28 protein-coding genes are annotated in these 25,619 nt (G+C 61.7%); 6 read left to right on the plus strand and 22 right to left on the minus strand.

The window, feature by feature from the left end:
* Window positions 1-7: 7 nt before the first annotated feature.
* The 5 genes from AB4N92_RS21435 to AB4N92_RS21455 form a co-directional block, all read right to left on the minus strand.
* Window positions 8-997 carry an ABC transporter ATP-binding protein gene (locus tag AB4N92_RS21435; protein WP_236267020.1) on the minus strand — a complete coding sequence of 330 codons (990 nt, stop codon included), beginning with the start codon at window positions 995-997 and terminating at the stop codon, window positions 8-10.
* Window positions 994-1,794 (minus strand): ABC transporter permease, encoded by an 801-nt coding sequence (locus AB4N92_RS21440; RefSeq protein WP_044286923.1) that lies wholly within the window; start codon window positions 1,792-1,794, stop codon window positions 994-996. Before AB4N92_RS21440 ends, AB4N92_RS21435 begins: the two co-directional genes overlap by 4 nt.
* The gene (locus AB4N92_RS21445; RefSeq protein ID WP_044286925.1) at window positions 1,781-2,617 is read right to left on the minus strand and encodes an ABC transporter permease; all 837 of its coding nucleotides are present in this window, start codon (window positions 2,615-2,617) and stop codon (window positions 1,781-1,783) included. The genes AB4N92_RS21440 and AB4N92_RS21445 overlap by 14 nt, the downstream gene beginning before the upstream one ends.
* The gene (locus AB4N92_RS21450) at window positions 2,614-3,420 is read right to left on the minus strand and encodes an alkaline phosphatase family protein (RefSeq protein ID WP_236267021.1); all 807 of its coding nucleotides are present in this window, start codon (window positions 3,418-3,420) and stop codon (window positions 2,614-2,616) included. The genes AB4N92_RS21445 and AB4N92_RS21450 overlap by 4 nt, the downstream gene beginning before the upstream one ends.
* A 179-nt stretch (window positions 3,421-3,599) precedes the next feature.
* Window positions 3,600-4,676, minus strand: a complete 1,077-nt coding sequence (locus AB4N92_RS21455; RefSeq protein ID WP_010211608.1) for an ABC transporter substrate-binding protein — start codon at window positions 4,674-4,676, stop codon at window positions 3,600-3,602.
* Window positions 4,677-5,023: 347 nt separating this feature from the next.
* Here AB4N92_RS21455 and AB4N92_RS21460 point away from each other — a divergent pair, with 347 nt between their 5' ends.
* Window positions 5,024-5,737: a UTRA domain-containing protein gene (locus AB4N92_RS21460; RefSeq protein WP_010211607.1), complete on the plus strand. Its 714-nt coding sequence runs from the start codon at window positions 5,024-5,026 to the stop codon at window positions 5,735-5,737.
* 71 nt (window positions 5,738-5,808) lie between these two features.
* Here the strand turns inward: AB4N92_RS21460 and AB4N92_RS21465 are convergent, their stop codons facing one another.
* Genes AB4N92_RS21465 through AB4N92_RS21500 form a run of 8 tightly spaced genes read right to left on the minus strand, consistent with a single transcriptional unit; the run spans window position 5,809 to window position 11,920 of the window.
* Window positions 5,809-6,723: a metal ABC transporter substrate-binding protein gene (locus tag AB4N92_RS21465; RefSeq protein WP_154973759.1), complete on the minus strand. Its 915-nt coding sequence runs from the start codon at window positions 6,721-6,723 to the stop codon at window positions 5,809-5,811.
* Window positions 6,723-7,622 (minus strand): metal ABC transporter permease, encoded by a 900-nt coding sequence (locus AB4N92_RS21470; RefSeq protein WP_010211603.1) that lies wholly within the window; start codon window positions 7,620-7,622, stop codon window positions 6,723-6,725. Before AB4N92_RS21470 ends, AB4N92_RS21465 begins: the two co-directional genes overlap by 1 nt.
* Window positions 7,619-8,365 (minus strand): metal ABC transporter ATP-binding protein, encoded by a 747-nt coding sequence (locus AB4N92_RS21475; protein WP_042571652.1) that lies wholly within the window; start codon window positions 8,363-8,365, stop codon window positions 7,619-7,621. The genes AB4N92_RS21470 and AB4N92_RS21475 overlap by 4 nt, the downstream gene beginning before the upstream one ends.
* Window positions 8,362-9,282 carry a metal ABC transporter substrate-binding protein gene (locus AB4N92_RS21480; RefSeq protein ID WP_010211601.1) on the minus strand — a complete coding sequence of 307 codons (921 nt, stop codon included), beginning with the start codon at window positions 9,280-9,282 and terminating at the stop codon, window positions 8,362-8,364. The genes AB4N92_RS21475 and AB4N92_RS21480 overlap by 4 nt, the downstream gene beginning before the upstream one ends.
* A 19-nt stretch (window positions 9,283-9,301) precedes the next feature.
* Entirely contained in the window at window positions 9,302-9,862 is a 561-nt protein-coding gene (locus tag AB4N92_RS21485; protein ID WP_010211600.1) for a DUF6162 family protein, read from the minus strand.
* Window positions 9,859-10,188: a hypothetical protein gene (locus AB4N92_RS21490; RefSeq protein WP_010211599.1), complete on the minus strand. Its 330-nt coding sequence runs from the start codon at window positions 10,186-10,188 to the stop codon at window positions 9,859-9,861. The genes AB4N92_RS21485 and AB4N92_RS21490 overlap by 4 nt, the downstream gene beginning before the upstream one ends.
* Window positions 10,185-10,721, minus strand: coding sequence for a hypothetical protein (locus AB4N92_RS21495; protein ID WP_010211598.1), 537 nt, complete (start codon window positions 10,719-10,721; stop codon window positions 10,185-10,187). The genes AB4N92_RS21490 and AB4N92_RS21495 overlap by 4 nt, the downstream gene beginning before the upstream one ends.
* A complete protein-coding gene (locus AB4N92_RS21500) occupies window positions 10,718-11,920 on the minus strand; it encodes a PepSY-associated TM helix domain-containing protein (RefSeq protein WP_236267022.1) in 1,203 nt (400 codons plus the stop codon). The genes AB4N92_RS21495 and AB4N92_RS21500 overlap by 4 nt, the downstream gene beginning before the upstream one ends.
* 290 nt (window positions 11,921-12,210) lie before the next feature.
* Here AB4N92_RS21500 and leuC point away from each other — a divergent pair, with 290 nt between their 5' ends.
* Entirely contained in the window at window positions 12,211-13,629 is a 1,419-nt protein-coding gene (gene leuC, locus AB4N92_RS21505; RefSeq protein WP_187517381.1) for a 3-isopropylmalate dehydratase large subunit, read from the plus strand.
* The gene (gene leuD / locus AB4N92_RS21510) at window positions 13,626-14,240 is read left to right on the plus strand and encodes a 3-isopropylmalate dehydratase small subunit (protein WP_047543441.1); all 615 of its coding nucleotides are present in this window, start codon (window positions 13,626-13,628) and stop codon (window positions 14,238-14,240) included. The genes leuC and leuD overlap by 4 nt, the downstream gene beginning before the upstream one ends.
* 133 nt (window positions 14,241-14,373) lie before the next feature.
* Here the strand turns inward: leuD and AB4N92_RS21515 are convergent, their stop codons facing one another.
* From AB4N92_RS21515 to soxR, 5 genes are all read right to left on the minus strand, one after another.
* Window positions 14,374-15,288, minus strand: a complete 915-nt coding sequence (locus AB4N92_RS21515) for a LysR substrate-binding domain-containing protein (protein ID WP_197032746.1) — start codon at window positions 15,286-15,288, stop codon at window positions 14,374-14,376.
* A gap of 78 nt (window positions 15,289-15,366) precedes the next feature.
* Window positions 15,367-16,680: a dicarboxylate/amino acid:cation symporter gene (locus AB4N92_RS21520; RefSeq protein ID WP_010211593.1), complete on the minus strand. Its 1,314-nt coding sequence runs from the start codon at window positions 16,678-16,680 to the stop codon at window positions 15,367-15,369.
* Window positions 16,681-16,780: 100 nt separating this feature from the next.
* Complete coding sequence (locus tag AB4N92_RS21525) at window positions 16,781-17,656, minus strand: alpha/beta fold hydrolase (protein ID WP_045792343.1); 876 nt, start codon at window positions 17,654-17,656, stop codon at window positions 16,781-16,783.
* Between the two features lie 201 nt (window positions 17,657-17,857).
* On the minus strand, window positions 17,858-18,316 hold the full coding sequence (locus AB4N92_RS21530) for a VOC family protein (protein ID WP_010211591.1): 459 nt from the start codon (window positions 18,314-18,316) through the stop codon (window positions 17,858-17,860).
* 243 nt (window positions 18,317-18,559) lie between these two features.
* On the minus strand, window positions 18,560-19,015 hold the full coding sequence (gene soxR / locus AB4N92_RS21535) for a redox-sensitive transcriptional activator SoxR (protein WP_010211590.1): 456 nt from the start codon (window positions 19,013-19,015) through the stop codon (window positions 18,560-18,562).
* A gap of 101 nt (window positions 19,016-19,116) precedes the next feature.
* Between soxR and AB4N92_RS21540 the strand changes: the two genes are divergently transcribed.
* Window positions 19,117-19,482, plus strand: a complete 366-nt coding sequence (locus tag AB4N92_RS21540; RefSeq protein WP_010211589.1) for an antibiotic biosynthesis monooxygenase — start codon at window positions 19,117-19,119, stop codon at window positions 19,480-19,482.
* On the opposite strand, the gene AB4N92_RS21545 is transcribed toward AB4N92_RS21540, so the two are convergent.
* From AB4N92_RS21545 to msuE, 4 genes are all read right to left on the minus strand, one after another.
* Window positions 19,471-20,574 (minus strand): sigma-54 interaction domain-containing protein, encoded by a 1,104-nt coding sequence (locus AB4N92_RS21545; protein ID WP_010211587.1) that lies wholly within the window; start codon window positions 20,572-20,574, stop codon window positions 19,471-19,473. The two genes, AB4N92_RS21540 and AB4N92_RS21545, sit on opposite strands and share 12 nt — an antisense overlap.
* Before the next feature lie 11 nt (window positions 20,575-20,585).
* Entirely contained in the window at window positions 20,586-21,773 is a 1,188-nt protein-coding gene (locus AB4N92_RS21550) for an acyl-CoA dehydrogenase family protein (RefSeq protein WP_021492094.1), read from the minus strand.
* Between the two features lie 62 nt (window positions 21,774-21,835).
* Entirely contained in the window at window positions 21,836-22,978 is a 1,143-nt protein-coding gene (ssuD, locus tag AB4N92_RS21555) for an FMNH2-dependent alkanesulfonate monooxygenase (RefSeq protein WP_010211585.1), read from the minus strand.
* A 9-nt stretch (window positions 22,979-22,987) separates the two neighbouring features.
* Window positions 22,988-23,551, minus strand: a complete 564-nt coding sequence (gene msuE / locus AB4N92_RS21560) for an FMN reductase (RefSeq protein ID WP_010211584.1) — start codon at window positions 23,549-23,551, stop codon at window positions 22,988-22,990.
* Window positions 23,552-23,950: 399 nt separating this feature from the next.
* Between msuE and AB4N92_RS21565 the strand changes: the two genes are divergently transcribed.
* Both AB4N92_RS21565 and AB4N92_RS21570 read left to right on the plus strand, forming a co-directional pair.
* Entirely contained in the window at window positions 23,951-24,220 is a 270-nt protein-coding gene (locus AB4N92_RS21565) for a hypothetical protein (RefSeq protein WP_078047719.1), read from the plus strand.
* Between the two features lie 233 nt (window positions 24,221-24,453).
* A complete protein-coding gene (locus AB4N92_RS21570) occupies window positions 24,454-25,614 on the plus strand; it encodes a cysteine desulfurase family protein (protein ID WP_236267023.1) in 1,161 nt (386 codons plus the stop codon).
* Window positions 25,615-25,619: the final 5 nt, after the last annotated feature.

Here is a 25,619-nt window from a genome sequence, read left to right on the forward strand (position 1 = left end):
CGTTGCATCAGGCTACTTCACACAGGGCACTGGGGTCGATGGAAAGTGCCAGGCGTTGCCCGTCCGGATGCAGGTCATCGGCCGAACGGTTGAGCACATCTACCACCAGTTCTACACCGCGTGCTTCGATGCGGTAGCGAATCACGTTGCCCAGCAGGCTGTGGCTGCGCACCAGCGCATTCAGTTCGCCGGTGCGGCTCAGCTCAATGGCCTCCGGGCGAATGGCGATACGGCTGCTGATCGGGCGTTGCAACAGTTGGGTGGCCTTGTCGGCGTCGAGCAGGTTGTAGTTACCGATGAACCCGGCGGCGAATACATCCACCGGCGCGGTGTAGAGCGTTTCGGCATCGCCGCTTTGCACGATCTTGCCCTGGTTCATCAGGAAGATCCGGTCGGACATGGTCAGCGCTTCTTCCTGGTCGTGGGTCACGAAGATGGTGGTCAGCCCCAGTTCGCGTTGGATCTGGCGGATCTGTTCACGCAGGTGCTTGCGAATCCGCGCATCCAGCGCCGACAGCGGCTCATCCAGCAGCAACAGGCGCGGACGGGTGACCAGCGAGCGGGCCAGGGCCACGCGCTGGCATTGGCCACCGGACATCTGGTGCGGGTAGCGGCCGGCGAGGTCCTTGAGTTCGACCAATTGCAGCACTTCCTGCACGCGTTTGTGACTGTCATCGGCGTTGACTTTTTGCATGCGCAGGCCGAAGGCGACGTTCTGTTCCACGGTCATGTTGGGAAACAGCGCGTAGCTCTGGAACACCATGCCGATATGGCGTTTCTGCGGGCTCAGCGGGACGATGTCCTGGCCATCCAGCAGAATTTTCCCACTGTCCACTGACGTCAGGCCGGCGATGCAGCGCAGCAGCGTGGACTTGCCGCACCCGGACGGGCCGAGCAGGGTGACGAACTCGCCCTTGGCGACTTCGCAGTTGATGTCACTGAACACCGGGGTGCCGGCGTAGCTTTTTTGCAGGTGTTGGACGCTGACGAAGCTCATTGGCTTTTGTCCTTGTTCAAGATGTTGGCGGCCCAGGTCAGCACCAGCACAAAGAAGAAATAGGAAATCACGACGGCACTGGTGAAGTGACCGCTGCTGTTGCGCATGTTGTTCAGGTACACCTGTAATGTTTCGTAGCGGGTGCCCACCAGGATATTGGCGAACACGAACTCACCGAACAGGAACGAGAACGACAGCAGCAACGCCACCATCAAGCCTTTGCGCAGGTTCGGCAGCACCACCAGGATCGCCGCTTGCCAGGTGCTGGCGCCGAGCAGTTGTGACGCGTCCATCAGGTCGCGCAGGTTAATGGCTTGCAGGTTGTTGGTGATCGCCCGGTACATGAACGGCAGTGCGACGGTGAAGTAGCAGCCGATCAAAATCCACGGCGTGCCCACCATCGCCATCGGCCCGGAGCCATACAGTTGCAGCAAGCCCACCGACGACACCACGGGCGGCACCGCGAAGGGCAGCAGGATGAGGATGTTCATCAGCGCATCGAGCTTGGGGAAGTGGTAATGCACCACGAACAGCAGCGGCAGAATCAACACCACCGACAGGATCAGCGCGCCCACACACACCAGCAATGATTGCCCGAAGGCCATCAAGAAGCGTGGGTCGCTCCACAGCTGCACGTACCATTTCACGGTAAAACCGGCAGGCAGAATGGTTGCTGACCAACTGCTGGCAATGGAGTAGACAAAGGTGCCCGCCAGCGGCAACACCAGGATCGCAAATAACAACCACACCACTACCCGATGGTAGAGGGAGGCCGGGCCGGCTTCAGCGCGAGACATGGTAGCTCCTCTTGAGCAGCAGTTGATGGACCACGGTGACTACGGTCATCAGCGCCACCAGCACCACGGCCAGGGCGCTGGCCAGGTACGGGTCGAGGGACACATCGCCGGACACCAGCCCCGCAATGCGGATCGGCAGCACGTTGAAGTTGCCGGTGGTCAAGGCGTAGACCGTGGCATAGGCGCCGAGGGCATTGGCCAGCAGAATCACGAAAGTGCCCAGTAGGGCAGGGGTGAGCACCGGCAGGCCGATATGCCGCCAGAACTGCCAGCCATTCGCGCCCAGCAGGGACGCCGACTCACGCCAGTCTTCGCGCAGCGCATCGAAAGCCGGGTACAGCAGCAGCACGCCCAGCGGAATCTGGAAGTAGGTATAGAGGATGATCAACCCGGTTTTGGAATACAGGTTGAAGTCCTGAATGATCCCCGCCTGCTTGAGCATGATGGTGATGCTGCCGTTGAAGCCCAGCAGGATGATGAATGCGAACGCCAGTGGCACGCCGGCGAAGTTGCTGGTCATGTTGGCGAAGGCGGTGACGAAATTGCGCAGCGGCGAATCCACCCGGCGCAACGAGTAGCTGCCCAGCGTGGCAATGATGATCCCGAAGATGCTGGAGTAGAAGCTGATCTCCAGGCTGAACTGGATGGCTTGCAGGTAGAACTTCGAACTTAAGATCCGCGTGAAGTTTTCCAGGCCCCAGCCAGCCTCTTCGGTTTGCAGGCTGTTGATCAGCACCCACACCAGCGGGGCGATTTCGAACACGATAAAGAACAGCGCGAAGGGCACCAGGCACAGCAGTGCCAGCCATTTACCACGGATCATTTCAGCAGCTCCCGGCATGCAGGTTTGTCGTGGGGCACGCCCAGCAACTCGCAGACGGTGCCGCACAGCTCGGTCTGTTTTGGCGTCGCGTTGGGGTCCAGGCTGAAGGCATCGCCAAGGACAAACAGCGGCACTTCACGCTCTTCTGGCAGCAGGCCGTTGTGGGAACGATCGTTGTTCATGCCATGGTCGGCGGTCACCAGCACCTGGTAGCCCGCATCGAGCCAGGCTTGCAGGTAGTCAGCCAGGATGATGTCGGCCGCCCGTGCGCTGTTGCGGTATTGCGGCGTATCGAGGCCGTGCTTGTGGCCGGCGTCGTCGATGTTCATCGGGTGCACCACCAGGAAGTTCGGCGCGTGCTTGAGGCGCAGGCTTTCGGCGTCGGCAAACAGGTGGGAATCCGGGTAGTGGTCATTCCAGTAGAAATGCCCGTGCTGGATCGCCAGTGCCTTGTCGTCGGTATGACGGTCGCGGGCGGCAAGGAAGGGCGTGCGGTTGTACAACTCGCTGACCCAGTGGTAAGCCGCCGCTGCCGTGGTCAGGCTGGCGTCGGTGGCGTAATGGAAAATGCTGCGCTGGTTGGACAGGCGCGAGACGTTGTTGTGGACGATGCCGCTCTGGATCGGAGGCACGCCGGTGAGTACGCATTCATACAGCGGTCGGGACAGGGCGGGCAGTTCACATTCCAGTTTGTAGAGGGCTGCGCGTCCTGCGCCGACATAGGCCTGCAAGTGCCCCATGGCGTGTCGGGCCACCTCAAAGTTCAGGCCGTCGAGCACGACAAGGATGACATTGTGCTTCATGGGGGGAGGCGCTCCGCAACAGTAGACTTGACTCAATTTCTCTGACACAAACGGGTCAAATTGTGGGAGCTGGCTTGCCTGCGATGGCGGTGCATCAGTCGACACAGAGGTTGAATGTCAGACCGCTATCGCAGGCAAGCCAGCTCCCACACTAACTGCATTTCAGGCTGGGAGCCTGATTACTTCATCTCTACGATGACCTGCTCGTTCCACAACTGCGGCAGCTTCTTGGACGTCGCTTCCCAGGCTTCGGCATCCTTGATCGGCTGCGGGTTGGCCTTGGTGTACTGCTCGCCCGGGATCAGGTTCTTGGCGATGTCGGCCGGCAGTTTCAGGTCGGTTTCAGCGCGGATCGGACGCGCATTGCCTTTCGCCAGGTTGAGCTGGCCGGCGTCGCTGAAGATGTATTCGCGGGTCAGCTTGGCGGCGTTCGGGTGTTTGGCGTATTTGTTGATGATGGTGGTGTAGCCGGATTTCACCGAGCCATCCGATGGGATCAGCACCACGTAGTCATCCGGGTTGGCCATCTTGGCCTTGTAGCTCAGGCCGTTGAAGTCCCAGACGATACCCACTTCGACTTCGCCTTTTTCCATGGTGGCAATGGTCGGGTTGGACAGGCCGAGACGACCTTGCTGGGCAATCTTGGTGAAGAATTGCAGGCCTGGGGCGATGTTCTTCTCGTCGCCCTTGTTGGCGATGGCGGCAGCGAGTACGGCGTTGGAGGCCTGGGCCGCGGTGCTCACGTCACCAACGGAGACCTTGTATTTGCCGGTCTGCAGGTCAGCCCAACTGGTAGGAACCTCGGAACCGTGCAGCAGCTTTTTGTTGACGATAAACGCGATGGTGCCGGTATAGGCCAGGGCCCAGTGACCGTCTTTGTCCTTAGCCCAATCCGGCACCTGGGCCCAGGTGGACGGTTTGTATGGCTGGGTGACTTCCTGCTTCACCGCAATCGGTCCGAACGCCGCGCCCACGTCGCCGATATCGGCGCTGGCGTTGTCTTTCTCGGCCTTGAACTTGGCAATCTCCTGGGCCGAGCTCATGTCGGTGTCGATGTGCTTGAGGCCGTAGGTCTTGGCCAGGTCTTCCCAGGTGCCCTTCCAGTTGGCCCAGTCATCGGGCATGCCGACACTGTTTACAGCGCCTTCTGCCTTAGCGGCAGCTTCCAGGGTTTTTAGATCGGTATCAGCGGCCATGGCGGCGGTGCACATGGCAATGGTCGAGCCTAACAGTGATGCCAGGAAAAGCTGTTTCATCCGAAGCTCCTTTGGGCGTTTTCAACGCGGCGGTTTTTTCTGCGGTGTTGTTGGTCTAGGTCAGAGCAATACCTGAGCCAATCTAGACGCGATGGATGACAGTTTCATGTCGATGTCGTTTTTAAAGCCTCGATGTCGCTCAGCGCAGACTTAGCGTAGACCATGCTCAAGTGCCCGTAGTGACTGGACTTGGCCGATGTATTGCAGGGTGTGCTGCGAGGGATGCACACGGACTGTCATCTGTCGGTCATCTGTAATGCCTAGGCTGGCACGCAACCGTGCAAGCCCATTTACGGAGCGGTTTGTGCACCTTGTCGGTGCTGGTCTAGTCCAGATAGGTAACGTTGATGCGTGATGAGGCAATCAAAGCGGTGACATCCATCGGCCTGGCGCTGCAAGAGCAGATCGACCACGGCCTGTTGCCACCTGCCAGCAAATTGCCCGCCGAACGCAAGCTCAGCGAGTTGTTTGGTACCACCCGGATTACGGTGCGGGAAGCCTTGTTACAACTGGAGGCCCAGGGGCAGATCTATCGCGAGGAGCGGCGCGGCTGGTTTGTCTCGCCGCCACGGCTGGCCTACAACCTGATGCAACGTAGCCACTTTCACGCGATGGTCAGCGACCAAGGGCGGGTGGCGTCCACGGAAGTGATTTCCGCGCGGCTCCAACCGGCCTCGGCGGCGGTGTGTGCGTGGTTGCAGTTACCGGCGCTGTCCAGCGTGATCCAGATCTGCCGGGGCCGGCGGATTGACGGGCGCTTGGTGCTGTATGTAGAGCACTACCTGAACCCGCAGTATTTTCCGGGGATCCTGGCGTGTGATTTGAATCAGTCGATGACTGAGCTGTACGCGCGAAAGTACGACCTGCACTACGGTCGAGTGCGCTTTGAAATCGTGCCGACATCACTGCCGGTGGAAGCCGCCGCTGCATTGCGTGTGTCGGTGGGCAGCCCGGGCTTGCGTATCGCCCGGGTCAATTATGACCAGCACCAGCGTTTGATCGACTGCGACCTGGAGTTCTGGCGGCATGATGCCATCCACGTTGGCGTGGATGTTGTGTAGCCACCGGACTGAATGACACACCACAAACCCACAGTTGAATCGAGCCAGAGGCATGACCGATCGGTGGGTTGTCAGGGTGTGAGCGCGTCGATCAGCTGACCCACATTGGTCTCCAATTCTGTCACCGGCTCCGCACTGTCCACATTCAACACCAGCAGTTTCGAGCCCCCGGCGCTAACCGCCGCCTTGACCGCCTCACTCGGCTGACGATGATGCAGCACCACCGCCACCTCGTTGTCCTTCAACTCGGTACTCAGTTTCTGCAACGCCTCAGGTGTCCAGTCAGCGTCGGGCCGCGCATCGGTACTGAGCACTTCCAGGTTCAAACTGCTGACCAGGTACGCGAAGTGGTCACTCAGGCTGACCACGCTCAGGTTGTCCGCCTTGGCCAGTCGCGCTTCGCTGTCGGCGGTGAGCTTGAGCAGGCGCTGCTTGAGGGCGGCGAGGTTGGCATCGATCTTCGGCTTGGCAGCAGGGGCCAGGCGGCTCAGGTCGGCGGCCAGCACATCGGCCATGCGTCCCATGTTGTTGCTCGACTGCCAGGGCTGGCTGTTCAAGCCGTCGGTGACACCCGGCTGCACCGCAATGCCCGGCAAACCGCCGTCCACCGGGCGTGCAGCGTCGACTTCGACGATGCGGATGTTGCTGCGCCGCGCCACCGGGTACAGCGGGTCATCAGCCCACAACGAGCGCAGGCCGATGGCGGCGTCGGCGTCCAGTGCCAATTTGTTCAGGGCCGGGGCGCCACGGCCGGTGAAGTAGGACACTTGCCGCGAACCGGGCAGGTTGGCCGGGGCGGCGCGCTCAAGCTGTACGTCGGTGCCTTTTAATAGCACCTCAGCCAGGCCGTAGGTGATCGCAAGCGAAGCAAGCACTTTGACCGGCTTTGCCGCGTGGGCAGCCGGTGTGGCCGTTTCAGACGCCATCAGTGGCGTGGTGAACAAACAAGCCATGGCCAGGGCCAGAGGATGAAGAACGGAGCGCATTATCCAAGATTCCCTTTGAGGCTGGGCACAGTGCCGCGCGCGATGGCGGCCAAGGCGAAGGCGATACCGGCGACCAGGATGATGGCAGCGCCGGACGGCACGGGCAGGTCGAAGATGATCGGCAGCAGGATCCCGCACAGGGTGCTGACGGTGGCAATGGCGACCGAAACCCAGAAGAAACCCTTGAGCGACTGGCTCAACAAACGCGCCGCGGCTGCCGGAATCACCAGCAATGCACCCACCAGGATCGCGCCGATGACCTTGACCGCCGCGACGGTGATCAGCGTCACCAGGATCACGAACAGGTAGTCCAGGGTTTTCACGGCGACGCCGCGCACCGCCGCCAGTTGCGGATTGAAGCTGGCCAGCATGATGCGGTTGTACAGCGGCAGCGCCAGGGCCATCACCAGCGAACCGACAACCGCCAGTACCAGCAGGTCGTTGCCGTTGACCGTCAACACCGAGCCAAACAGCACGTTCTCGAGGATGTGCACGTTGATCTTGCCCGCCAGGATCAGCAACAGGCTCGCACCCAGCGCCAGGGACACCGACAGGAACACGCCGATCAACGTATCCGGCGCCAGGCCGGTGCGATTGCGCAGGTAGTTGAGCAGGATGCCGAACAGCAGGCAGTAGCCGAACAACGCGCCATACGGGCCGGTATAGGGCTCACCCAGCAGGATGCCTACGGCCACGCCCGTCAGCGCGGCGTGGCCGACCGCTTCGGAGAAAAACGCGAAGCGCTTGACCACCACCAGCGTGCCCAGGCCGCCCAGCACCGGGCCGATCAGCAGACCGGCGAGCAGGGCGTTGACCACAAAACCGTAGGCCAGCGCCTCCGGCAGGTAACCGGAAGAGGCCCAGCCCTGGACCATCAAGCGAAAGGCTTCATAACTCATTGCGCCGGGCTCCGAGGGTGGGTGGAGAACAGGGTGAGCAGACGATCCGGGGTCAGGGCCTCCTTGGGTGTGGCGTCGAACAGCACGCGGCGGTTCAGGCCGGTGACGCGATCAGCCAGACGGCCTACGGCCTCCAGGTCATGCTCGATCCACAGCACCGTGATCCCGGCCAGGCGCCAGTCATTGAGCAGGCGCTCGAAGACCTGGATACCGGCTTCGTCGAGGGCCGACATGGGTTCATCCAGTACCAGCAATTGCGGCGCCGGGATCAGGCCCTGGGCCAGCAACACGCGCTGGCGTTCACCGCCGGACAGCGCGCCCATGCGCCGCTTGCGTTTGTCCTGCATGCCAACGCGCTCCAGCGCGTCCCCAATCGCGCCGGCGTAATGCTTGGACAAACCAAGAAATGCAGGGCGCCGTTGGCACATAGCCGCCATGAAATCATCCACGGTCATCGGCAAACCACGGTCGAATTCCAGGGCCTGGGGCACATAACCGATGGTGCCGGGCGCGGCCGGCCAGTGCAGGCTCAAGCGGCCCTGGTGAGGCGTTTGCCCGAGCAGCGTCTTGATCAGCGAACTTTTGCCGCCACCGTTGGGGCCGACCAGTGCATGGATACTGCCCGGCCGTACCTGGAAACGCACGTCATCAAGGATCACGGTGCGACCCAGGGTCAGCGATACCTTGTCGAATTCAAGCGTCGGACCGACGCTGACCGCACTCAACTGTTCCGCCGCCGTCATGCCCCCGACTCCTGAATCGCCCGCACCACGGTATTGAGGTTGCCGGTCATCTCCACTTCGTACTTCTCGGCGCTGTATTCGCCGTAGGAAATATGTGACAGCGGGTACAGCTTGACGCCCGACTCGCGCTGGATGGTGTCGACGTAGGTGGACGGGAAATCCATCTCCGAGAAGATCACCTTTACGTCCAGGGCGCGCAGTTCATCGATGGTTTTTTTCAGCTGGCTCGGGCTGGGTTCGATGCCGTGGGCGGGTTCGACCACGGCGGTGACTTCCAGGCCGAATTCGCGCAGCAGGTAGTCATAGGCTGCGTGCACAGTCGCCACGCGCAGGTCCGGGTTGGGGGCGCTGGTCAGCTTGGCCAGGGCATCGGCGCGCATCTGGCGCAGACGCTTGCCGTAGGCACGGGCATTCTGGGTGTAGGTCTTGGCGTTGTCCGGGTCGAGCTTGCCCAGTTCGCGGGCGATGTTATTGACCTGGGCAATCGACGCACTGATCGACAGGAAGGTATGCGGGTTGACCACCTTGCCGGCACCGCGCGCGGCGTTACCGGTGGCGGCCAGCAGCGGCACGTTGGCGTTGGCCTCGATCACCGGGATGTCCGGACGTTCGCTGGTGGCAATCATGCGGTCGGCGAAATCATCGTGGCCGACGCCGTTGAGCACAATCACGTCCAGGGTGCCGATACGTTTGATGTCTTCGGCGCGCGGCTCGTAGGCATGCGGGTTGAAACCGGCCGGAATCAGCGGTACCACCTCGGCCTTGTCGCCGACGATATTGGCCACATAGCTGTAATAAGGATGCAGGGTGATGCCGATTCGCAGGCGTTTGTTCGCCTCGGCGTTGGCGAGCGGGGCGAGTATCAGGCTGAACAGGCCAACCAGCAACAGGCGCAACAGGGGAGATGAAATGGACATGGGCAATCGGTCTTCTCGTTCAGTGACGGTGCTGGCGGGTGACGCCGGCATCGAATTGCGCAACCACTTGCTGCCAGCCGGCTGCGATCAGCGCCTGGTCAGTGAGGTCGGAGGGAGCGGCGAGGTGGGCTTGGCGATTGAGCCAGATATCCGGCTCGGCCCCGTGCACGCGCATCAACAGCGAGCCGCTGGTGCCGGGCGCCTGGCTCAAGCCCAGGTAGGCCGAAGGTTCCAGCAATTGCCAACGATGATCACCCCGGCTGACCGAACTGGCGTCCTGGGCAAAGGGTGCGAAGCCTTCTTCGGCCAGTTGCGCAGGGCTGGGCAGTGCACTTTGCTCCTGCTGCAACAGCTGGATCTCATCCAGGGTCACCCGCAGGTCGGCGTAGATGCCTTGCTCGGCGGCGCTCAGGTCGCGACGGGCATCCAATTGGTGGCTGGGTACTGCCGCCACTTCCTGGGTTTCACCGTGCAGCGCGATCACCGAACCCGCCACCGCCAGGATGATCAGGCACAACAACAGCACATAGAGGGTTTCGTGGCCGGCACCGGCGGGTCGTACAACCTGTGTGGTACTCATTGCGGCTGGATATCCGCTTGGTCGATTTCCACCACGTGGCCTGGGCCCGCATCAAACAGCACATAGAACTCGGCCGACGGTTTCTTGAAGGTCAGGGTCGAGTCCTCACCCAGCTTGCCAGGCATCAGGATGGTTTCGTCGTAACCGATCACGTCCAGGGTCACGCCGGGCGCGCCGCTGCCGTCGGAGAAACCGCCTTTGCACTGGATCTGCTCGCCGGGGATTTCCTTGCACTCGCACATCGGGTTGTGGGCCAGGGCAACAGTACTGAAGCCGGCGCACAGCAACAGAACGCCGCAGGCGCGGGTCAGGCGCATCAAAGTCATGGTTTAACTCCTTGCTTGTTCAGCCAGGCAATAGTGGCAGGCGAGGCCTGGCTCAGCGGGATGGAGCCCTGGTGCATGCTGCCGTCCCAGCCTTCCATGGTGACCCACAGTTCGGCATCGGCTGGCGTGCGTTCCGGGATCGGCAGGCCGGCGCCCATGCGGTAGGGGGTGCCGAAGAAGATCACGCCGGCGGCGCGCAGGCTGCGTGGCTTGCCGATGCGCAGGTAGGTGGCCTTGACCTGGTTGGCGCAGGTGTCACACAGGGCGGCGTTGAAAAACTTCATCGGGCCGGCCGGGTCGGGGCGCGGGCCTTCATTGCGAAACTCCGCGAGGGTCAGGCTCCAGGGGCCTACCTGCACTTCACCGGCCACGCGCTCGCCGATGCCGGTGTCGCCGCGAAACAGCGCGGCGTCGGCGAAGTACTTGGGCATGAAGCCCAGAGGGATCAGCAACAGCAGCACATTGATGTGGAAGCGCCATTTCAGCCAGAAGGCCCGCAGTGGCGAAGGCGGTACAGCAGCGACCTTGCTCATGAGTTGGCCTCCGAAGTTTCAGCCTGCAGGGCCGGGATGGACGCTGGCTGTTTTTGAGTCTTGGCTTCGCGCTTGAGGGCATTGAGGGTGGCCAGGGCGGTGCGCTTGGTCCAGATCAGCAGGCCGCTCAACACCATCATGCTCATGATCAGGCCAAAGAATGCCCAGATCAGCTTGATCCAGATCCCACCAAAGTCGCCGGTGTGCAGGGGGCGCATGGATTCGGTGACAAACTCCAGCTTCGAGCGGTCGGACAGCAAGTGCGCCGCCGCGACTTCGCCGTCATAGGGGTTGATCTGTGCGGTCTGGAACATCAATGGGTACCAGCCGCGCCCGCTGATCTGCAGGTGGCTGTAGGCGTTGAGCGGCATGCTGATGAAACTGGCCTCCAGGCCAGGGATGCGCTGGGTGGCGATCTTGAGCGCCTCGTCCACGGGAATCATGGGGGCCGGCACGCCGGGTGCCGACATCGGCACCTTCTCACGGGCAATCACCGGGATGACCGGTTCGGTGGAAATCGAGATCTGGTTGTCTCCCAGGATCGCCCGGATCAGGAACCAGATGCCGGTGACGGAAATCACCGCAATAAACCAGATCGACCAGATCCCGCTCAGACGGTGGAAGTCGCCCCAGAAAATCCGCGCGCCGTGGCGGATACGCAGGGTCGGGCGCAGGAAACCCTTCCAGAAACGCTTGTACACCACCAGCCCGGTGACCAGCGACGCCAGCAGCGGGATGCCCAGTGCCGACACCAGGTACCAGCCCCAGCTGTAGCCATTGGTGAATGGCACCAGCCACCAGCCGTGCAGGGCGCGGGTGAACTGCTGGAAGTTGAAGGACGGGCTGATGCCCTGGATCGCACCGGTATAGGGGTTGACGTAGACCTCTACCGAACGCCCGTCGGGGTAGCTGAGATTGACGCTGAGGGCGAAATGGGATTCGTCGGGGCGACTGATCGACTGGACGAACACCTGCGGTTCATCGCGCTTGATCGCGGCGATCACCTGGTCATAGCTCAGCGGTTCGGCATCATCTGTCGGCTTGCTCGCGCGGATATCCGGGTTGGCCAGCCAGACGATCTCCTGGCTGACCACCGCCAGGGTGCCGGTGACGCAGACGATCAGTACGAAGAACCAGATGGGCAAGGCCAGCCAGCTATGGACGAGAAACCAGAGTTTGGAGCGTGACTTCTTCGACATGTGAATGAGGGTCTTGATCGGAGAGGGGCAGTGAAGGCCCGGAAAAGGCCAGTCGTAGCTTTTGCTGACGCGACAGGCTGTATCTAAGTTAAGACGGATGAGAATGAGAAATCCCTAACCCCGATATGAAAGAAAATGTTTCAGGTTCACATTCAGGGCGTTTTAACGCCTCGATCGAACACGAAACATGTTCCAAGCCATCACCCTGGCGCCCTTGATGGGGTGGGGCCGCTGCGTAGGATGGGCTTATGCCGTTGAGTGAGCCCTATCCAAAGCGAGCCCTAAGAAAAATGACTGCCAGAACCCTTTACGACAAACACATCGATTCCCACACCGTGTGCCCCCTGGATGACCAGGGCCATGTCCTGCTTTATATAGACCGCCAGGTGATCAACGAATACACCAGCCCCCAGGCCTTCAGCGGCCTGCGCGACGCCGGGCGTAACGCATGGCGCCCCGGCACGGCGTTGGCCGTGGTCGACCATGTGAACCCCACCACGCCCAAACGCATCGCGGCGATGCCCGATGCCGGCGGGGCGCGGCAAGTGTCCTACCTGGCCGAGAACTGCCGGGACTTCGGCATCGAACTGCTGGACATCCTCGACAAGCGTCAAGGCATTGAGCACGTGATCGCCCCGGAACAGGGGTTTATCCTGCCGGGCATGGTGATTGCCGCCGGTGACAGCCACACCACCACCTACGGGGCCCTGGGTGCCTTCGGTTTTGGCATCGGTACTTCGGAAATCGAACACCTGCTGGCTTCCCAGACCCTGGTCTACAAGCGCCTGAAGACGATGCGCGTGAGCGTCGACGGCGACCTGGCGCCGGGCCTGACGTCCAAGGACGTGATCATGGCGCTGATCGGCAAGATCGGCGCCTCGGGTGCCACCGGCTATGCCATTGAATTTCGCGGCTCGACCCTTGATGCGTTGAGCGTCGAGGCGCGCATGACCATCTGCAACATGGCAGTGGAAGCCGGTGCGCGGGGCGCGTTCATGGCGCCGGACGAAAAAGTCTTCGCCTACCTCAAGGGCAAGCCGCGTGCGCCGCAAGGCGAGCTGTGGGACCAGGCGCTGGCGGGCTGGCGCTTGCTGCACTCGGATGTCGGCGCGGTGTTCGACCAAGAGGTGCAACTCGACGCCACCACCCTGGAGCCCATGGTCACCTGGGGCACCAGCCCCGACCAGGCCGCGCCCATCGGCGCCCGCGTGCCCGACCCGCAGGACGTCAGCGACCTGATTCTGCGTCAGGACATGCGCCGCGCCCTCAATTACATGGGCCTGGAAGCCGGCATGCGGCTGAGCGATATCGTCATCAGCCACGCATTCATCGGCTCCTGCACCAATGCGCGCATCGAGGACCTGCGCGACGCCGCCAGTGTAGTGCGCGGCAAGCACGTGGCCGAGCACGTACGGGCGATGATCGTGCCGGGCTCCACCGAAGTGCGGGACCAGGCTGAAGCCGAAGGGCTGGCCGCGATTTTTATCGACGCCGGCTTTGAATGGCGTCAGTCCGGTTGCTCGATGTGCCTGGCGATGAATGATGACGTGCTGGCTCCCGGCGACCGCTGCGCCTCCAGCACCAACCGCAACTTCGAAGGTCGCCAGGGCGCGGGCGCACGTACCCACTTGATGAGCCCGGCGATGGTCGCCGCCGCCGCCATTACTGGCCGCCTCACTGATATCCGCCACGTTGGAGCGCGCCCATGAGCCTGCAACCGTTCACCCTGGTCACCGGCAAGGCCGCGCCGATGCTGGCGGCCAATATCGACACCGACGTAATCATGCCCAAGCAGTTCCTCAAGGGCATCGACCGCAGCGGCCTGGACCGTGGGCTGTTCTTCGACCTGCGCTTCTTGCCCTCCGGCGAGCCCAACCCTGAGTTTGTGCTGAACCAACCGGCCTGGCAGGGCGCGAGTTTTATGGTGGTAGGGCCGAACTTCGGCTGCGGCTCCAGCCGTGAACACGCGGTGTGGGGGCTGAAGCAGATGGGCATCCGCGCTTTGATCGGCAGCAGCTTTGCCGGGATTTTCTATGACAACTGCCAGCGTAACGGGGTGTTGTTGATTACCCTGGACGAGGCGGTGCTGCAGACGTTGGGCAAGACCGTCAGCCAGGCGGACCAGGCGCAGATCAGTGTCGACCTTGAAGCCCAGCAGATTCGCCTGGCGGACGGCGAGGTGATTGCGTTCCAGATTGATACGTTGCGTAAGTCTGCGCTGCTGCTTGGCCTGGACGCCATCGGCAGTACCTTGCAGCGCAGTGACGAGATCAAGGCCTTTGAACGCCGCCACCTGCAAGCCAACCCCTGGCTCAACTGACACACCCAGCTCTAAAAGCAGGAGCGGGCTTGCTCGCGAGTGCAGTGTGTCAGCCAATACATGTCTGACTGACCCACCGCTTTCGCGAGCAAGCCCGCTTTCACTTTCTTGATTGGGTTTGCAACGCTATGGGCTAGATCGAGAGCCCTTTGAAGTGCTCCTGCAAGAACTCTACGCAGGCGCGCAGCTTCCCGGAATACGCCAGCCGTGTCGGGTACACCGCCCACACATTCGCGCTCTGGGTATATCCGTGCAGTACCTGCACCAGCTTGCCTTGTTCCAGCAGCGGCTTCACATCCCACATCGAGCGCAGCAACACCCCGCGCCCATCCAAGGCCCACTGCAACACAATCTCGCCATTGTTCGACGACAGCGGCCCTCGCACGCGCACGCTTTCCTGGGCGCCGTCGCGTTCCAGGTTCCAGATGCCAAACGCGTTATCGCGCTCTTTGAGCACCAGGCAATCGTGCTGTTCCAGGTCGCTCAAATGTTGCGGTGTGCCGTGGCGCTGCAGATAAGCCGGGGCGGCGCACAGTACCCGGCGGTTGCTCACCAGCCGGCGGCCGATGTGTTGGCCGGGAATGTCGTCGCCCACGCGGATCTCCAGGTCGAAGCCTTCGCTGACGATGTCCACCACGCGGTCGAACAGGTCCAGGCGGATTTCCAGGTCCGGGTATTGTTCTGCCATCAGCGACAGGGCCGGGGCCACATGGTTGCGGCCAAAGCCGAAGCTGCTGCACAAATGCAGGCGCCCACGGGGGCTGTCGTGGGCGTCGGAGAGTTCATCGGAGAGTTGCTGGAAGTCCTCCAGGATGCGCACGGCCCAGCGCTGCACCCGCTCGCCGTCTTCGGTCAGGGCGATGCGCCGGCTGGTGCGGTGCAGCAGGCGGGTGGCCAGGGTGGTTTCGAGGATCTGGATACGCTTGCTGACATACGCGGGCGACAGCCCGAGTTCATCGGCTGCCGCTGCGAAGCCGGCCTTGCGGATCACGGTCAGGAACACCCGCAGGTCTTCGGGTAGGGGCACGGTATCTTTCTTGTTAGTCATCAGAAACAGGCGTGGCGGCATGAGCCGCCAGAATAGCACCGCTTGGGCGCGCCTTCCGGCACGCCCGGGTGTTGTCGCTTACTCGGCGGCCATCTTGGCCTGGGCCGCAGCCTCGGCAGCCCGAGCATGGCGGCCGCGCTTGAGCGCGATAGGGGCCATTTTTTCGCGGTCCAGCTCACCTTCCCAGGCGGCCACTACCAGGGCGGCCACGGCATTGCCGATAATATTGGTCAACGAGCGGCATTCGGCCATGAAGCGATCGACGCCGAGGATCAACACCATCGCCGCCACCGGCACCGTCGGCACCACCGCCAGGCTGGCGGCCAGCGCCACGAAGCCCGCACCGACCACCGCACCCGCGCCCTTGGAGGTCAGCATGGCCACCGCCAACAGGGTCAACTGCTGCTCCAGTGGCAAGTGGATGTTAGTGGCCTGGGCCAGGAACAGCACCGCCAGGGTCATATAGATGTTGGTGCCGTCGAGGTTGAAGGTGTAGCCGGTCGGCACCACGATGCCCACCACGCCCTTGGAGGCGCCCAGGCTTTCAAGTTTCTGGATCAGTTGAGGCAACGCCGACTCCGACGAGCTGGTACCGAGCACGATCAACAGCTCTGACTTGATGTAGCCCATCAATTTGAAAATGCTGAACCCGGCGTAGCGGGCGATGCTGCCCAGCACCACAGCAATAAAGAAAAACGCCGTGACATAGAAGGTGCCCACCAGTTTCAGCAGGGGCAGCAACGAACCGACACCGTACTTACCGATGGTGAACGCGATCGCACCAAAGGCACCGATCGGCGCGACCCGGCTGATGATGCCGACGATGCGGAAGAACACTTCGCTGGCCTGATTGATCACGCCCACCAGCGGCCGGCCCTTTTCACCGACCATTACCAGGCCCACGCCAAACAGCACGGAGACGAACAGCACCGGCAGGATTTCACCCTTGGAAAACGCATCGAAGAATGTCGCGGGGATCACATGCAGCAGGAACCCGGTGATGCCTTCGCCATGTTCGGCCTGGCCGACAAAACCGGCGATGGCCGAACTGTCGAGGGTCTTCACATCGATATTGAAGCCCACGCCCGGATGCAGCAGGTGCGCGGCGAGAATGCCGATCAACAGGGCGATGGTCGAGACCACCTCGAAGTACAGCAGCGCCTTGCCACCGACCCGGCCCACCTGTTTTACGTCGTGCATGCTGGTGATGCCGGAGACCACCGTGCAGAAGATGATCGGGCCGATGATCATCTTGATCAGCTTGATAAAACCATCGCCGAGGGGCTTGAGGTCGATGCCGATCTGCGGCCATTGATGGCCGATCAACACGCCCAGCGCGATAGCGATGAGCACCTGGATATACAGGGTTCCCAGCAGTTTTCTGATTGTCATTGTTATTATCTCGGTACGTTTCTTGGGGCAAAGCGAACCCGTCGCAGGCCATTGGCAGCCTGCGAGGCGTGTGGGTCAGGTCACGGGTTTACTGAGTGGTTCAGCGAAGGAAGGTCAGGACTTCGCCCAGCAGCAACTCGGGGGCTTCTTCGGCGATGTAATGGCCGGCCGGCAGGGCCTTGCCGCGCACGTCGGTGGCGACTTTCTGCCATTCCTTGAGCGGCTCGAAACAGCGGCCGACCGTGCCTTCGGCACCCCACATCACCAGCAACGGCAGGTTCAGGTGGTTACCGGCGTCGATGTCCGCCTGGTCGTGCTCAAGGTCGATACCGGCGGCGGCACGGTAGTCCTCACAGAGGCCAGTGGCGGCCCCCGGCAGTTTCAGGCAGCGCAGGTACTCGGCGAAGGCTTCATCGGTAAATGGCTTGAGCCCGGCGCTGCGACTGCCCATTACGCTGCGCAGGTACAGCTCTGGGTCGCTTTCGATCAAGGCTTCCGGCAACGGCGCCGGGCGGATCAGGAAGAACCAGTGCCAGTAGGCGCGGGCGAAGGCTTCGTCGGTCTGTGCATACATCGACAGGGTAGGGGCGATGTCCAGCAGCACCATGCGCTGCACGGCGGCGGGATGGTCCAAGGCCAGGCGATGGGCAACGCGGGCGCCACGGTCGTGGGCCAGCACCGAAAACTGCGCGAAGCCCAAGGCCTTCATGAGCTCGGCGCTGTCCCGGGCCATTTCGCGTTTCGAATAATTGGAGTGGTCGTCATTGGCTGGCGGTTTGCTGCTGTCGCCATAGCCACGCAGGTCGGCGGCCACCACGGTGAAGTGTTCAGCCAGTTGTTCGGCGACTTTGTGCCAGATGACGTGGGTTTGCGGGTGCCCGTGCAACAGGAGCAGACCGGGACCTGTACCGCCTTGGCGGTAACTGATGTCCACGCCGTTGACATGGCACTGGTCTTTTTGGAATCCGGCGAACATGGAATGACTCCTCTTTGTAATTGCTTGCATCCTGGAATCACACAGCGTTCGGGGCAAGGGCGAAAACGTGGAGGGGTTGTTCATGAAGTGTGTAGGAGCTGGCTTGCCGGCGATGAAATCGACGCGGTGCGCTGGTAGAACGAGTTGTGTGCATCGCCGGCAAGCCAGCACCTACATTTGATAGATGTTGCCTCAGCTATTTCAGGCTTGCTTGAACATCTCCATGGCACGCTGGCGGATCTGTGCTTCGGTCAAATCTTCCTTATGCGTGGCCAGGAACCACAGATGCCCGAACGGATCCTTCACGCTAGCGGAGCGGTCGCCGTAGAACTGGTCTTTCGGCTCGGACACGACCACAGCGCCCGCAGCCACCGCTTGCTTGAACTGCGCGTCGACATCCTTCACATACAGATGCAAACCGACACTGGTGTGTTCATCCGGATTGCGCAGCGCCATTTCATCGCAGGGCGTGCCCAGCATGATTGCCGAGTCACCAATGCGCAGCTCGGCATGGCCGACTTTGCCATCGGGCATGTCCAGGCGCATGACCTGGGTGGCGCCGAAGGCTTTCTTGTAGAACGCGATGGCTTCAGCGGCATTGTTGATGCCCATATACGGCGTGACGCTGTGATAACCCTCGGGAATCGGTTTAACGCTCATATCGTTCTCCTTGATGGTGGTGGAGGGACGGCCTTTTAACTATAGGCCACGGATTGCGTGGCCTGCGGACAGCCGACGAGGTGTCCGCCAGGCAACAGTGAGCGGGCAGATTGCTGCGCCCTAAGCGCGCCGGGTCAGCGTTCTTACCGCCAAACCGCCTGCTTCGAATGCCGATGAGGTGCGCCAGTTCATCCTGACCCGTTACAAAGGCCAGATCGCCGCTGGTTTCTGATTATGAGGGTGTCACTTCAGTGATTGGGAGGTGGGCTCCAACAGCTGTGCCCCTGGCCCGCACTCGCCGAGTTTGTCATCCTGATTACGCAACGGACATGCCTCCAGCGACAGACACCCGCAGCCAATACAGCCACTGAGCTTGTCGCGCAGCAGCATCAGCTTGTTGATGCGTTCATCCAGGTCTTCGCGCCACAGCGCCGATAAACGCTCCCAATCCTGGGCATTGGGCGTGCGCCCGTCCGGGAGCGTCTGCAACGTCTCGCCGATCGTCGCCAGCGGAATGCCCAAACGCTGGGCGATCTTGATCACCACCACACGCCGCAGCACATCCCGTGGATAGCGGCGCTGGTTACCGGCATTGCGGTTGCTCTTGATCAGCCCCTTGGCTTCATAGAAATGCAGGGCCGTGACCGCGACGCCACTGCGGGCGGCGAGTTGGCCGACGGTGAGTTCCTTGTTGAGCATGAAAAAACTCCCAAACAGCGCTTGACCTTGACTTAACTAGAGGTTTTACCCTGCGTGGCATCGAATCGCAAGATTCTGCCTACAGAGAAAGGGGAGTGTTCATGCAGGTATTAGAGAAAAATCGCAGCTTCACTCAATTGATCGAGTTTCAGATCGAGCCCCGGCAGCAACGGGCCCTGGTGGCGGCGTTGACCACTCAAAGCGAACGCCTGGCCCAAGGCCATGGCGGCTTTATCAATGCAAGTGTGCAAGTCAGCGATGACGGCCGGCGGGTGCTCAATTACCTGCAATGGCGCTCGCGGGAGGATGGCGAGGCGGCGTTCAAATGCTTCGAGCACGGCGAGGAGGATTTCTGGACGCTGATTCGCGCCCACCAGGCCACGGCCGTGACCTTCGGTTCGTTCCAAGTGCTGCGCAGCTTCGAGCGTAGCCACGATAACGCATTGCACTGCCGTCTAAATGGATAGGTGCAGCATGCGCTCGCCCTGCACGTTTTCGCCTGGGCGGCGTTTGTTCACCGCCAACTCGCCGATCTTGATCAGGCGTGTGCGCGTGACGTTGCGGCTCAAGCCCAGCAGGTTGGCGGTGTGCACCTGGTTGTAATGGCTGAAACGGTAGGCGGCGCGGAGCAGGGCGTCCTCGACCTTTTCATGCAGGGCCCCGGCCTGTTCCTCAAACAGCTTTTGGAAGGCCCGCGCCAGCAACGCTTCGGCGCTGTTGTCAGTGCCGTGCTGGCTGTCGTCCTGACGCTCGATGCGCATGTTCGACAGGCGTAAATCGTCGCGTTCGATCACGCCATCGCGGCAGATCAGCAGGGTGTGGTGAATCACGTTTTCCAGCTCACGGATGTTGCCCGGCCAACTGTAGCTCTTGAGTTTGTGCTCGGCCTCGCGGCTGATGGTGATCGGCCCGTAACCCAGGCGCTGGCTGTAGGCTTCGATAAAATGCCGGGTCAGCGGCAAGATATCGCCTGGCCGGTCACGCAAGGGGCTGAGCTCCAGGCTGACCACGTCGAGACGGTAGTAGAGGTCCTCGCGAAAATGCCCGGCATTGATGGCTTTTTCCAGTTGCACGTTGGTGGCGGCCAGGACCCGCACATCAATCGGAATGCTCTTGCGCGACCCCAGGCGTACCACTTCGCGTTCCTGTAGGACGCGCAACAGCTTGACCTGGATCGCCATCGGCAAATCGCCGATCTCATCCAGAAACAACGTGCCGCCGTCGGCCTCTTCGAACCAGCCGGCCTTGGCACTGAGGGCGCCGGTGAAGGCGCCTTTTTCGTGGCCGAACAGCTCGGCTTCCACCAGGGATTCGGAGAACGCACCGCAGTTCACCGCCACGAATGGCCGGTTGCGCCGCGCGCTGAGGTTGTGGATATGCCGTGCCACCAGCTCTTTACCGGTCCCGGTCTCGCCGATGATCAACACGCTGGCTTCGCTGGGCGCCACTTGCTGGATGTGGTCGAGCAACGCCTGGGATTTAGGGTCTTCGAAGACCTGGGCCGTGGCGCGGATCGACGTCGCGAGGGCGGGCGAGGGCGGTAGGGTCAAAAGCTGCATGGGCACCTCTCTTAGGAATAGAACGTTGGAATCGGCAGGGCTTGGTTCAATGCCCAATCCCCGAGTTCGTGGAGCTTGTAGTCCACCGGGTCGTGCAGGGTTTGCGTGCGCAGGTTGCGCCAGTGGCGGTCCAGGCGCAGCGATGCGTGGGTGGAGCGCGCGCCGGTCACTTCGAACAGGCGGCTGCACAAGTCGAGACCTTGGCGGGTCGCGGCGACCTTGGCGGTGGCGATAGCGATAGCCAGTTGGCCACGCTCGTTTTCGCTGAGGTTCGGGCCCTTTGCCCAGGCTTGGTCGAGCAACTCGGCGGCGCGCTCCACCAGCAGGTGCACACCTTCAAGGGCGACCCAGAATTCTCCGTAGTGATGCAGCACGTAAGGGTCCTGGCGCACGTCTTCGGCACTGGATTTATGCCACGAACGGGTTTCGGTGAGCGTGTAGTTGCGCGCTTCTTCGAAAGCGCCTTCGGCTATACCGAGGAACATATGCGTGAAGGTCAACTGCGCGATCAACGGGCGCAGGCAGGCAAACGGCGTGCTCAGCGGGCCGGGATCGAGCAGCAGTTCGGATTCTTCGACGCGCACCCGTTCGAAGCTCGCGCTGCCGCTGTCGGTCTGGCGCTGGCCGATATTGTTCCAATCGTTGTGCAAAGTGATGCCGCTGCGGCCGCTGGGGATGGCGGCGATCAGCAGCTTGCCGCCGGCGGTTTCATCCACCGCCGAGGCGATCAGCATTTCCGAGTCGCTGGCGCCGGAGCAGAAGCTCTTTTTGCCGGAAAACTCGCGCCAGCCGCCGAAATCCTTGACCACCGTGCGCGTGTCCAGCGGGTTGAGGGCATTGCCCCAAAACCAGTTTTTTCGTGCAGTCTGTTCGAACCAGGGCTGCCATTGGTCCGGGCGTGAAAACAGGCGCACGGTGGCGAGCATCAAGTGGTGAAAACCGAAGACATGGGCGATCGAACTGTCGACCTTGGCGAATTCGCGCACGATGCCGAGGGTGTCGCTCCAGCGTGCGCCGAGGCCGCCGTATTGGATGGGAATACTCAGGGCCAGCAGGCCGCTCTGGCGCAGGGCGTCGCGTTCGGCTTTGGGCGTGCCACCGCGCTCGTCACGCTCGACGGCGGTGCGGGCGAATTCGGCGGCCAGCCGTTTGGCGGTCTGCAAGGGGGAGGGCAGGACGCTGTGGGGGTTGGCTGTCACGGGGGATTCCTCTATTTGCCTTGTAGGCGCTGGCAAGCCGGCGCCTACAGAAGGGCAGCGGTTCAGGCCTTTGTCGTCGGCAGTACATCGTTGGCAATCATTTCGCCGAACGGGCCAGTGAGGTTGGTGACGCCGCGCCCGGCAAGGCTGGCGTAGGGTTCCGGCAGCAACGGGAACACCAGCTCGGCGAAGCGATAGGCTTCTTCCAGGTGCGGGTAGCCGGAGAAGATGAAGCTCTCGATCCCCAGGTCTGCGTATTCCTTGATGCGCTCGGCCACTTGCTGCGGGTTGCCGACCAACGCGGTGCCGGCACCACCGCGCACCAGGCCGACGCCGGCCCACAGGTTGGGGGCGATTTCCAAGTTGTCGCGGCGCCCGTCATGCAGGGCGGCCATGCGGCGCTGGCCTTCGGAATCGAAGCGCGAGAAGGATTTTTGCGCGGCGGCGATGGTTTCGTCGCTGATGTGCTCGATCAGTTTGTCGGCGGCTTTCCAGGCGTCCTCTTCGGTCTCGCGCACGATCACATGCAGGCGGATGCCGAATTTCACGGTGCGCCCGTGGCGTGCGGCGCGCTCACGCACATCCGCAAGTTTTTCCGCGACGGCGGCCGGCGGTTCGCCCCAGGTCAGGTACACATCGACCTGCTCGGCGGCGAGGTCGTGGGCGGCATCGGAAGAACCGCCGAAATACAGCGGCGGATAAGGCTTCTGCACCGGCGGATAAAGCGCTTTGGCGTTCTGTACGCGCAAGTGTTTGCCTTCGAAATCTACCGATTCGCCCTGCAATACGCGGCGCCAGATCTGTAGGAATTCGTCGGAGACTTCGTAGCGTTCGCTGTGGTCAAGGAAGCTGCCGTCGCCGCGGTTTTCGTCGGGGTCGCCGCCGGTCACCACGTTGATCAGCAGGCGGCCGTTGGACAGGCGGTCCAGGGTCGCCGCCATGCGTGCCGACACGGTGGGCGAGATGATGCCCGGACGAATGGCCACCAAGTAACGCAGGCGTTCGGTCAACGGCACCAGCGCCGAGGCGATGACCCAGGAGTCTTCGCACGAGCGCCCGGTAGGAATCAGCACGCCGTGGTAACCCAGGCTGTCAGCCGCCTGTGCGACTTGCTTCAGGTAATTGAGAGTGACCGGCCTTGCACCTTGTGTGGTGCCCAGGTAATGACCGTCGCCGTGAGTGGGCAGGAACCAGAAAACATCCATGACAAATCCTTAAGCGATTTTCAGCAGAGAGGGGGCGTGCGCAGTGAACAACGGTGCTGCACGTTCTGCCGCCAGTTGAATACGGGCTTTTAATAGGTCGCTGGTTATTTGGTAGTCGGTGAAGTCCGCCTCGGTGGCGTACACGCCGACGGGCAGGGTCAGCGCCTGGAAGAAGCTGAACAGCGGACGCAACTGATGATCGAGGACCAGCGCGTGACGTTCACTGCCGCCGGTTGCAGCCAGGAGCACGGGTGTGTTGACCAACGCATTGAGGCCGATCAGGTCGAACAAATGCTTGAGCAAACCTGGGTAGGAACCGCGATAGATCGGCGCCGCGACGATCAGCAGGTCGGCCTGTTCGATGGCCAACAGTTGCGCCTCGACATCGGCGGGCAACTCATCGCGCGACAACGCGCCGCCGAGAGGCCGAGCGATGTCGCCCAGTTCGATCAGGGTGGTCTCGATCGGCAGCAACGTAGCGATTTCAGCCAGTACAGCCTGGGTCAGTACGAGGGTGCGGGACGGACGCCAGGTTCCGCCGGAGAGGGCGACGACATTCAGGGGACGGGTCATGAACAGTTCCTTTTTCAACAGTGGTTCATAGCAAAGGGGTACAACCGGTTGAGCAAGAGCTGTACCAACGGGTGCAGGCCTTGAACGGCGTGGGTTGCAGGCTCACTGCTGAAAAATGCGGGTGTTGGCTGCCTGGTGATTTGTTGAATGACTGTTGCTAGCGAAACAGTTGCGTGGGCAACAGTGCTGTCGCCGTGCAGCATCATTTATAGAGGGTTACTTTTATTCCGTAAATGAACGTATTTCCATATTTATAGATCTTAAAGGAATATGAAAGCGCCGCTATCGAAGGTGCTTCAGCGGTTGATAGCAACTATCACGGCAGGTGATTTTTCCCTGCGCGAGGGCGGGAGTAGCCTGTGTTCATTGACTCGAAACCTCCTTTGCAGGGCCACCGCCATGAACCGATTCCTCGCTGTTTCCTTATTGATTGTCAGTGCTGTCCTTGCCGGATGTGCGACCCATCCATCGCCAGAGATGCGCCCTTACACGGCCGAAGAAACCAAACAGTTGGCCCTGGAAGCGTTGAGTCGTCGTGGTTTGTCATTTGATGAATATCAACAGCAGCGCGCTGCACTCACCGGCCAGCCACAGAAACCCTTCGGCTTTGATCGCCAAGGCGAAATGAACGCCGAACGCAGTGTGACCCTGCATGGTCGTCCCAGTTGAGCCTGCGTCCGGCCGCAAAAAGCCCGAGGTTTCCCTTAAGGAACCTCGGGCTTTTTGTTTTCCATGGGGCGACTTCAGCCTGTTAAGCTGAATTTCAGGAGCGTTCCTACGCACATTTACATAAAGTGGTCCTTCTTTAATGGCATTCGATCGGTTAAACCTGACGACCTCTGTCCCGGTCCGTGCCCCTGAGACGCTGCTCTCGGGAACCTGCTCTGCGAGTTTTCAATGTCATGAATAAACGTCCGCTGTATTTCGACTACGCCGCCACCACCCCGGTGGATGAGCGGGTCATCCAGGTGATGGTCGAGTGTCTGGGCTTCAATGCCAACTTCGGTAACCCTGCGTCCAGTTCCCACGCGTTCGGCCAGGCGGCCCGGCACACGGTCGAACAGGCGCGTCGTCAGGTGGCCGAGTTGGTCGGTGCCAACCCGGAACAAATCGTCTGGACCTCCGGCGCCACCGAATCCAACAACCTTGCGATCAAGGGCGTGGCCCAGGCGCGAGGTGTGGCGGGTGGGCATATCATCACCAGCCAGATCGAACACAAGGCCACCCTGGATACCGCGCGACAACTGCAGGAAGCGGGCGTGGCCGTGACCTACCTGGTGCCGGATGCCGAAGGCCTGATCAGCGCCGATGCTGTCAGTGAAGCCTTGCGCGAGGACACCTTCCTGGTGTCGCTGATGCTGGTGAATAACGAATTGGGCACCCTCAACGACATCCCGGCCATCGGCGCTCGCGTGCGTGAGCACGGTGCGTTGTTGCATGTGGATGCGGCGCAGGGGGCGGGCAAGGTGGCGATCGACCTGGCGCAGTGGCCGGTGGACTTGATGTCGTTTTCGGCCCACAAATTGTATGGCCCCAAAGGTATCGGCGCTTTGTATGTCGGCCCGCGGGCGCAGCAGAAGGTGTTGGCGCAGATTCACGGCGGCGGTCACGAAGGCGGCCTGCGCTCCGGCACCTTGGCAACGCATCAGATTGCCGGCATGGGCACCGCGTTTGCGTTGGCGGCGGCGTCTTTTGCCGAAGAAAAGGCGGTGATCGTGGCTCTGCGCCAGCGCCTGCTGGACCAGTTGGCGTCGGTGGCCGGCGTGCGCCTCAATGGCAGCGCCACGCAACGTATTCCACACACCCTGAGCCTCACGTTCAGTGAAGGCGAATTCAATGCCGCTGCGTTGAGCGCGGGGATCGCGTTCTCTGCGACGTCCGCCTGCAATTCGGCGAGTAACGCGCCGTCCCATGTGCTGCTCGCCCTGGGCCATGATGCACGCAGCGCCGGCCGTACCATTCGCTTGAGCCTGGGCCGGTTTACCACCGAACAGGATATTGACCAGGCAGTGCAGTTGATCAAGTCAGCCCTGGCCAGTGCACCGGCCTTCTGGGCGGTCTGATTCAT

The organism is Pseudomonas sp. S3_A09 (assembly GCF_054668065.1).

Excerpts from the sequence above, each read along its gene's own strand:
- AB4N92_RS21435 (WP_236267020.1), bottom strand. The coding sequence starts at position 997 with ATGAGCTTCGTCAGCGTCCAACACCTGCAAAAAAGCTACGCCGGCACC.
- AB4N92_RS21440 (WP_044286923.1), bottom strand. The coding sequence starts at position 1,794 with ATGTCTCGCGCTGAAGCCGGCCCGGCCTCCCTCTACCATCGGGTAGTG.
- AB4N92_RS21445 (WP_044286925.1), bottom strand. The coding sequence starts at position 2,617 with ATGATCCGTGGTAAATGGCTGGCACTGCTGTGCCTGGTGCCCTTCGCG.
- AB4N92_RS21450 (WP_236267021.1), bottom strand. The coding sequence starts at position 3,420 with ATGAAGCACAATGTCATCCTTGTCGTGCTCGACGGCCTGAACTTTGAG.
- AB4N92_RS21455 (WP_010211608.1), bottom strand. The coding sequence starts at position 4,676 with ATGAAACAGCTTTTCCTGGCATCACTGTTAGGCTCGACCATTGCCATG.
- AB4N92_RS21460 (WP_010211607.1), top strand. The coding sequence starts at position 5,024 with ATGCGTGATGAGGCAATCAAAGCGGTGACATCCATCGGCCTGGCGCTG.
- AB4N92_RS21465 (WP_154973759.1), bottom strand. The coding sequence starts at position 6,723 with ATGCGCTCCGTTCTTCATCCTCTGGCCCTGGCCATGGCTTGTTTGTTC.
- AB4N92_RS21470 (WP_010211603.1), bottom strand. The coding sequence starts at position 7,622 with ATGAGTTATGAAGCCTTTCGCTTGATGGTCCAGGGCTGGGCCTCTTCC.
- AB4N92_RS21475 (WP_042571652.1), bottom strand. The coding sequence starts at position 8,365 with ATGACGGCGGCGGAACAGTTGAGTGCGGTCAGCGTCGGTCCGACGCTT.
- AB4N92_RS21480 (WP_010211601.1), bottom strand. The coding sequence starts at position 9,282 with ATGTCCATTTCATCTCCCCTGTTGCGCCTGTTGCTGGTTGGCCTGTTC.
- AB4N92_RS21485 (WP_010211600.1), bottom strand. The coding sequence starts at position 9,862 with ATGAGTACCACACAGGTTGTACGACCCGCCGGTGCCGGCCACGAAACC.
- AB4N92_RS21490 (WP_010211599.1), bottom strand. The coding sequence starts at position 10,188 with ATGACTTTGATGCGCCTGACCCGCGCCTGCGGCGTTCTGTTGCTGTGC.
- AB4N92_RS21495 (WP_010211598.1), bottom strand. The coding sequence starts at position 10,721 with ATGAGCAAGGTCGCTGCTGTACCGCCTTCGCCACTGCGGGCCTTCTGG.
- AB4N92_RS21500 (WP_236267022.1), bottom strand. The coding sequence starts at position 11,920 with ATGTCGAAGAAGTCACGCTCCAAACTCTGGTTTCTCGTCCATAGCTGG.
- leuC (WP_187517381.1), top strand. The coding sequence starts at position 12,211 with ATGACTGCCAGAACCCTTTACGACAAACACATCGATTCCCACACCGTG.
- leuD (WP_047543441.1), top strand. The coding sequence starts at position 13,626 with ATGAGCCTGCAACCGTTCACCCTGGTCACCGGCAAGGCCGCGCCGATG.
- AB4N92_RS21515 (WP_197032746.1), bottom strand. The coding sequence starts at position 15,288 with ATGACTAACAAGAAAGATACCGTGCCCCTACCCGAAGACCTGCGGGTG.
- AB4N92_RS21520 (WP_010211593.1), bottom strand. The coding sequence starts at position 16,680 with ATGACAATCAGAAAACTGCTGGGAACCCTGTATATCCAGGTGCTCATC.
- AB4N92_RS21525 (WP_045792343.1), bottom strand. The coding sequence starts at position 17,656 with ATGTTCGCCGGATTCCAAAAAGACCAGTGCCATGTCAACGGCGTGGAC.
- AB4N92_RS21530 (WP_010211591.1), bottom strand. The coding sequence starts at position 18,316 with ATGAGCGTTAAACCGATTCCCGAGGGTTATCACAGCGTCACGCCGTAT.
- soxR (WP_010211590.1), bottom strand. The coding sequence starts at position 19,015 with ATGCTCAACAAGGAACTCACCGTCGGCCAACTCGCCGCCCGCAGTGGC.
- AB4N92_RS21540 (WP_010211589.1), top strand. The coding sequence starts at position 19,117 with ATGCAGGTATTAGAGAAAAATCGCAGCTTCACTCAATTGATCGAGTTT.
- AB4N92_RS21545 (WP_010211587.1), bottom strand. The coding sequence starts at position 20,574 with ATGCAGCTTTTGACCCTACCGCCCTCGCCCGCCCTCGCGACGTCGATC.
- ssuD (WP_010211585.1), bottom strand. The coding sequence starts at position 22,978 with ATGGATGTTTTCTGGTTCCTGCCCACTCACGGCGACGGTCATTACCTG.
- msuE (WP_010211584.1), bottom strand. The coding sequence starts at position 23,551 with ATGACCCGTCCCCTGAATGTCGTCGCCCTCTCCGGCGGAACCTGGCGT.
- AB4N92_RS21565 (WP_078047719.1), top strand. The coding sequence starts at position 23,951 with ATGAACCGATTCCTCGCTGTTTCCTTATTGATTGTCAGTGCTGTCCTT.
- AB4N92_RS21570 (WP_236267023.1), top strand. The coding sequence starts at position 24,454 with ATGAATAAACGTCCGCTGTATTTCGACTACGCCGCCACCACCCCGGTG.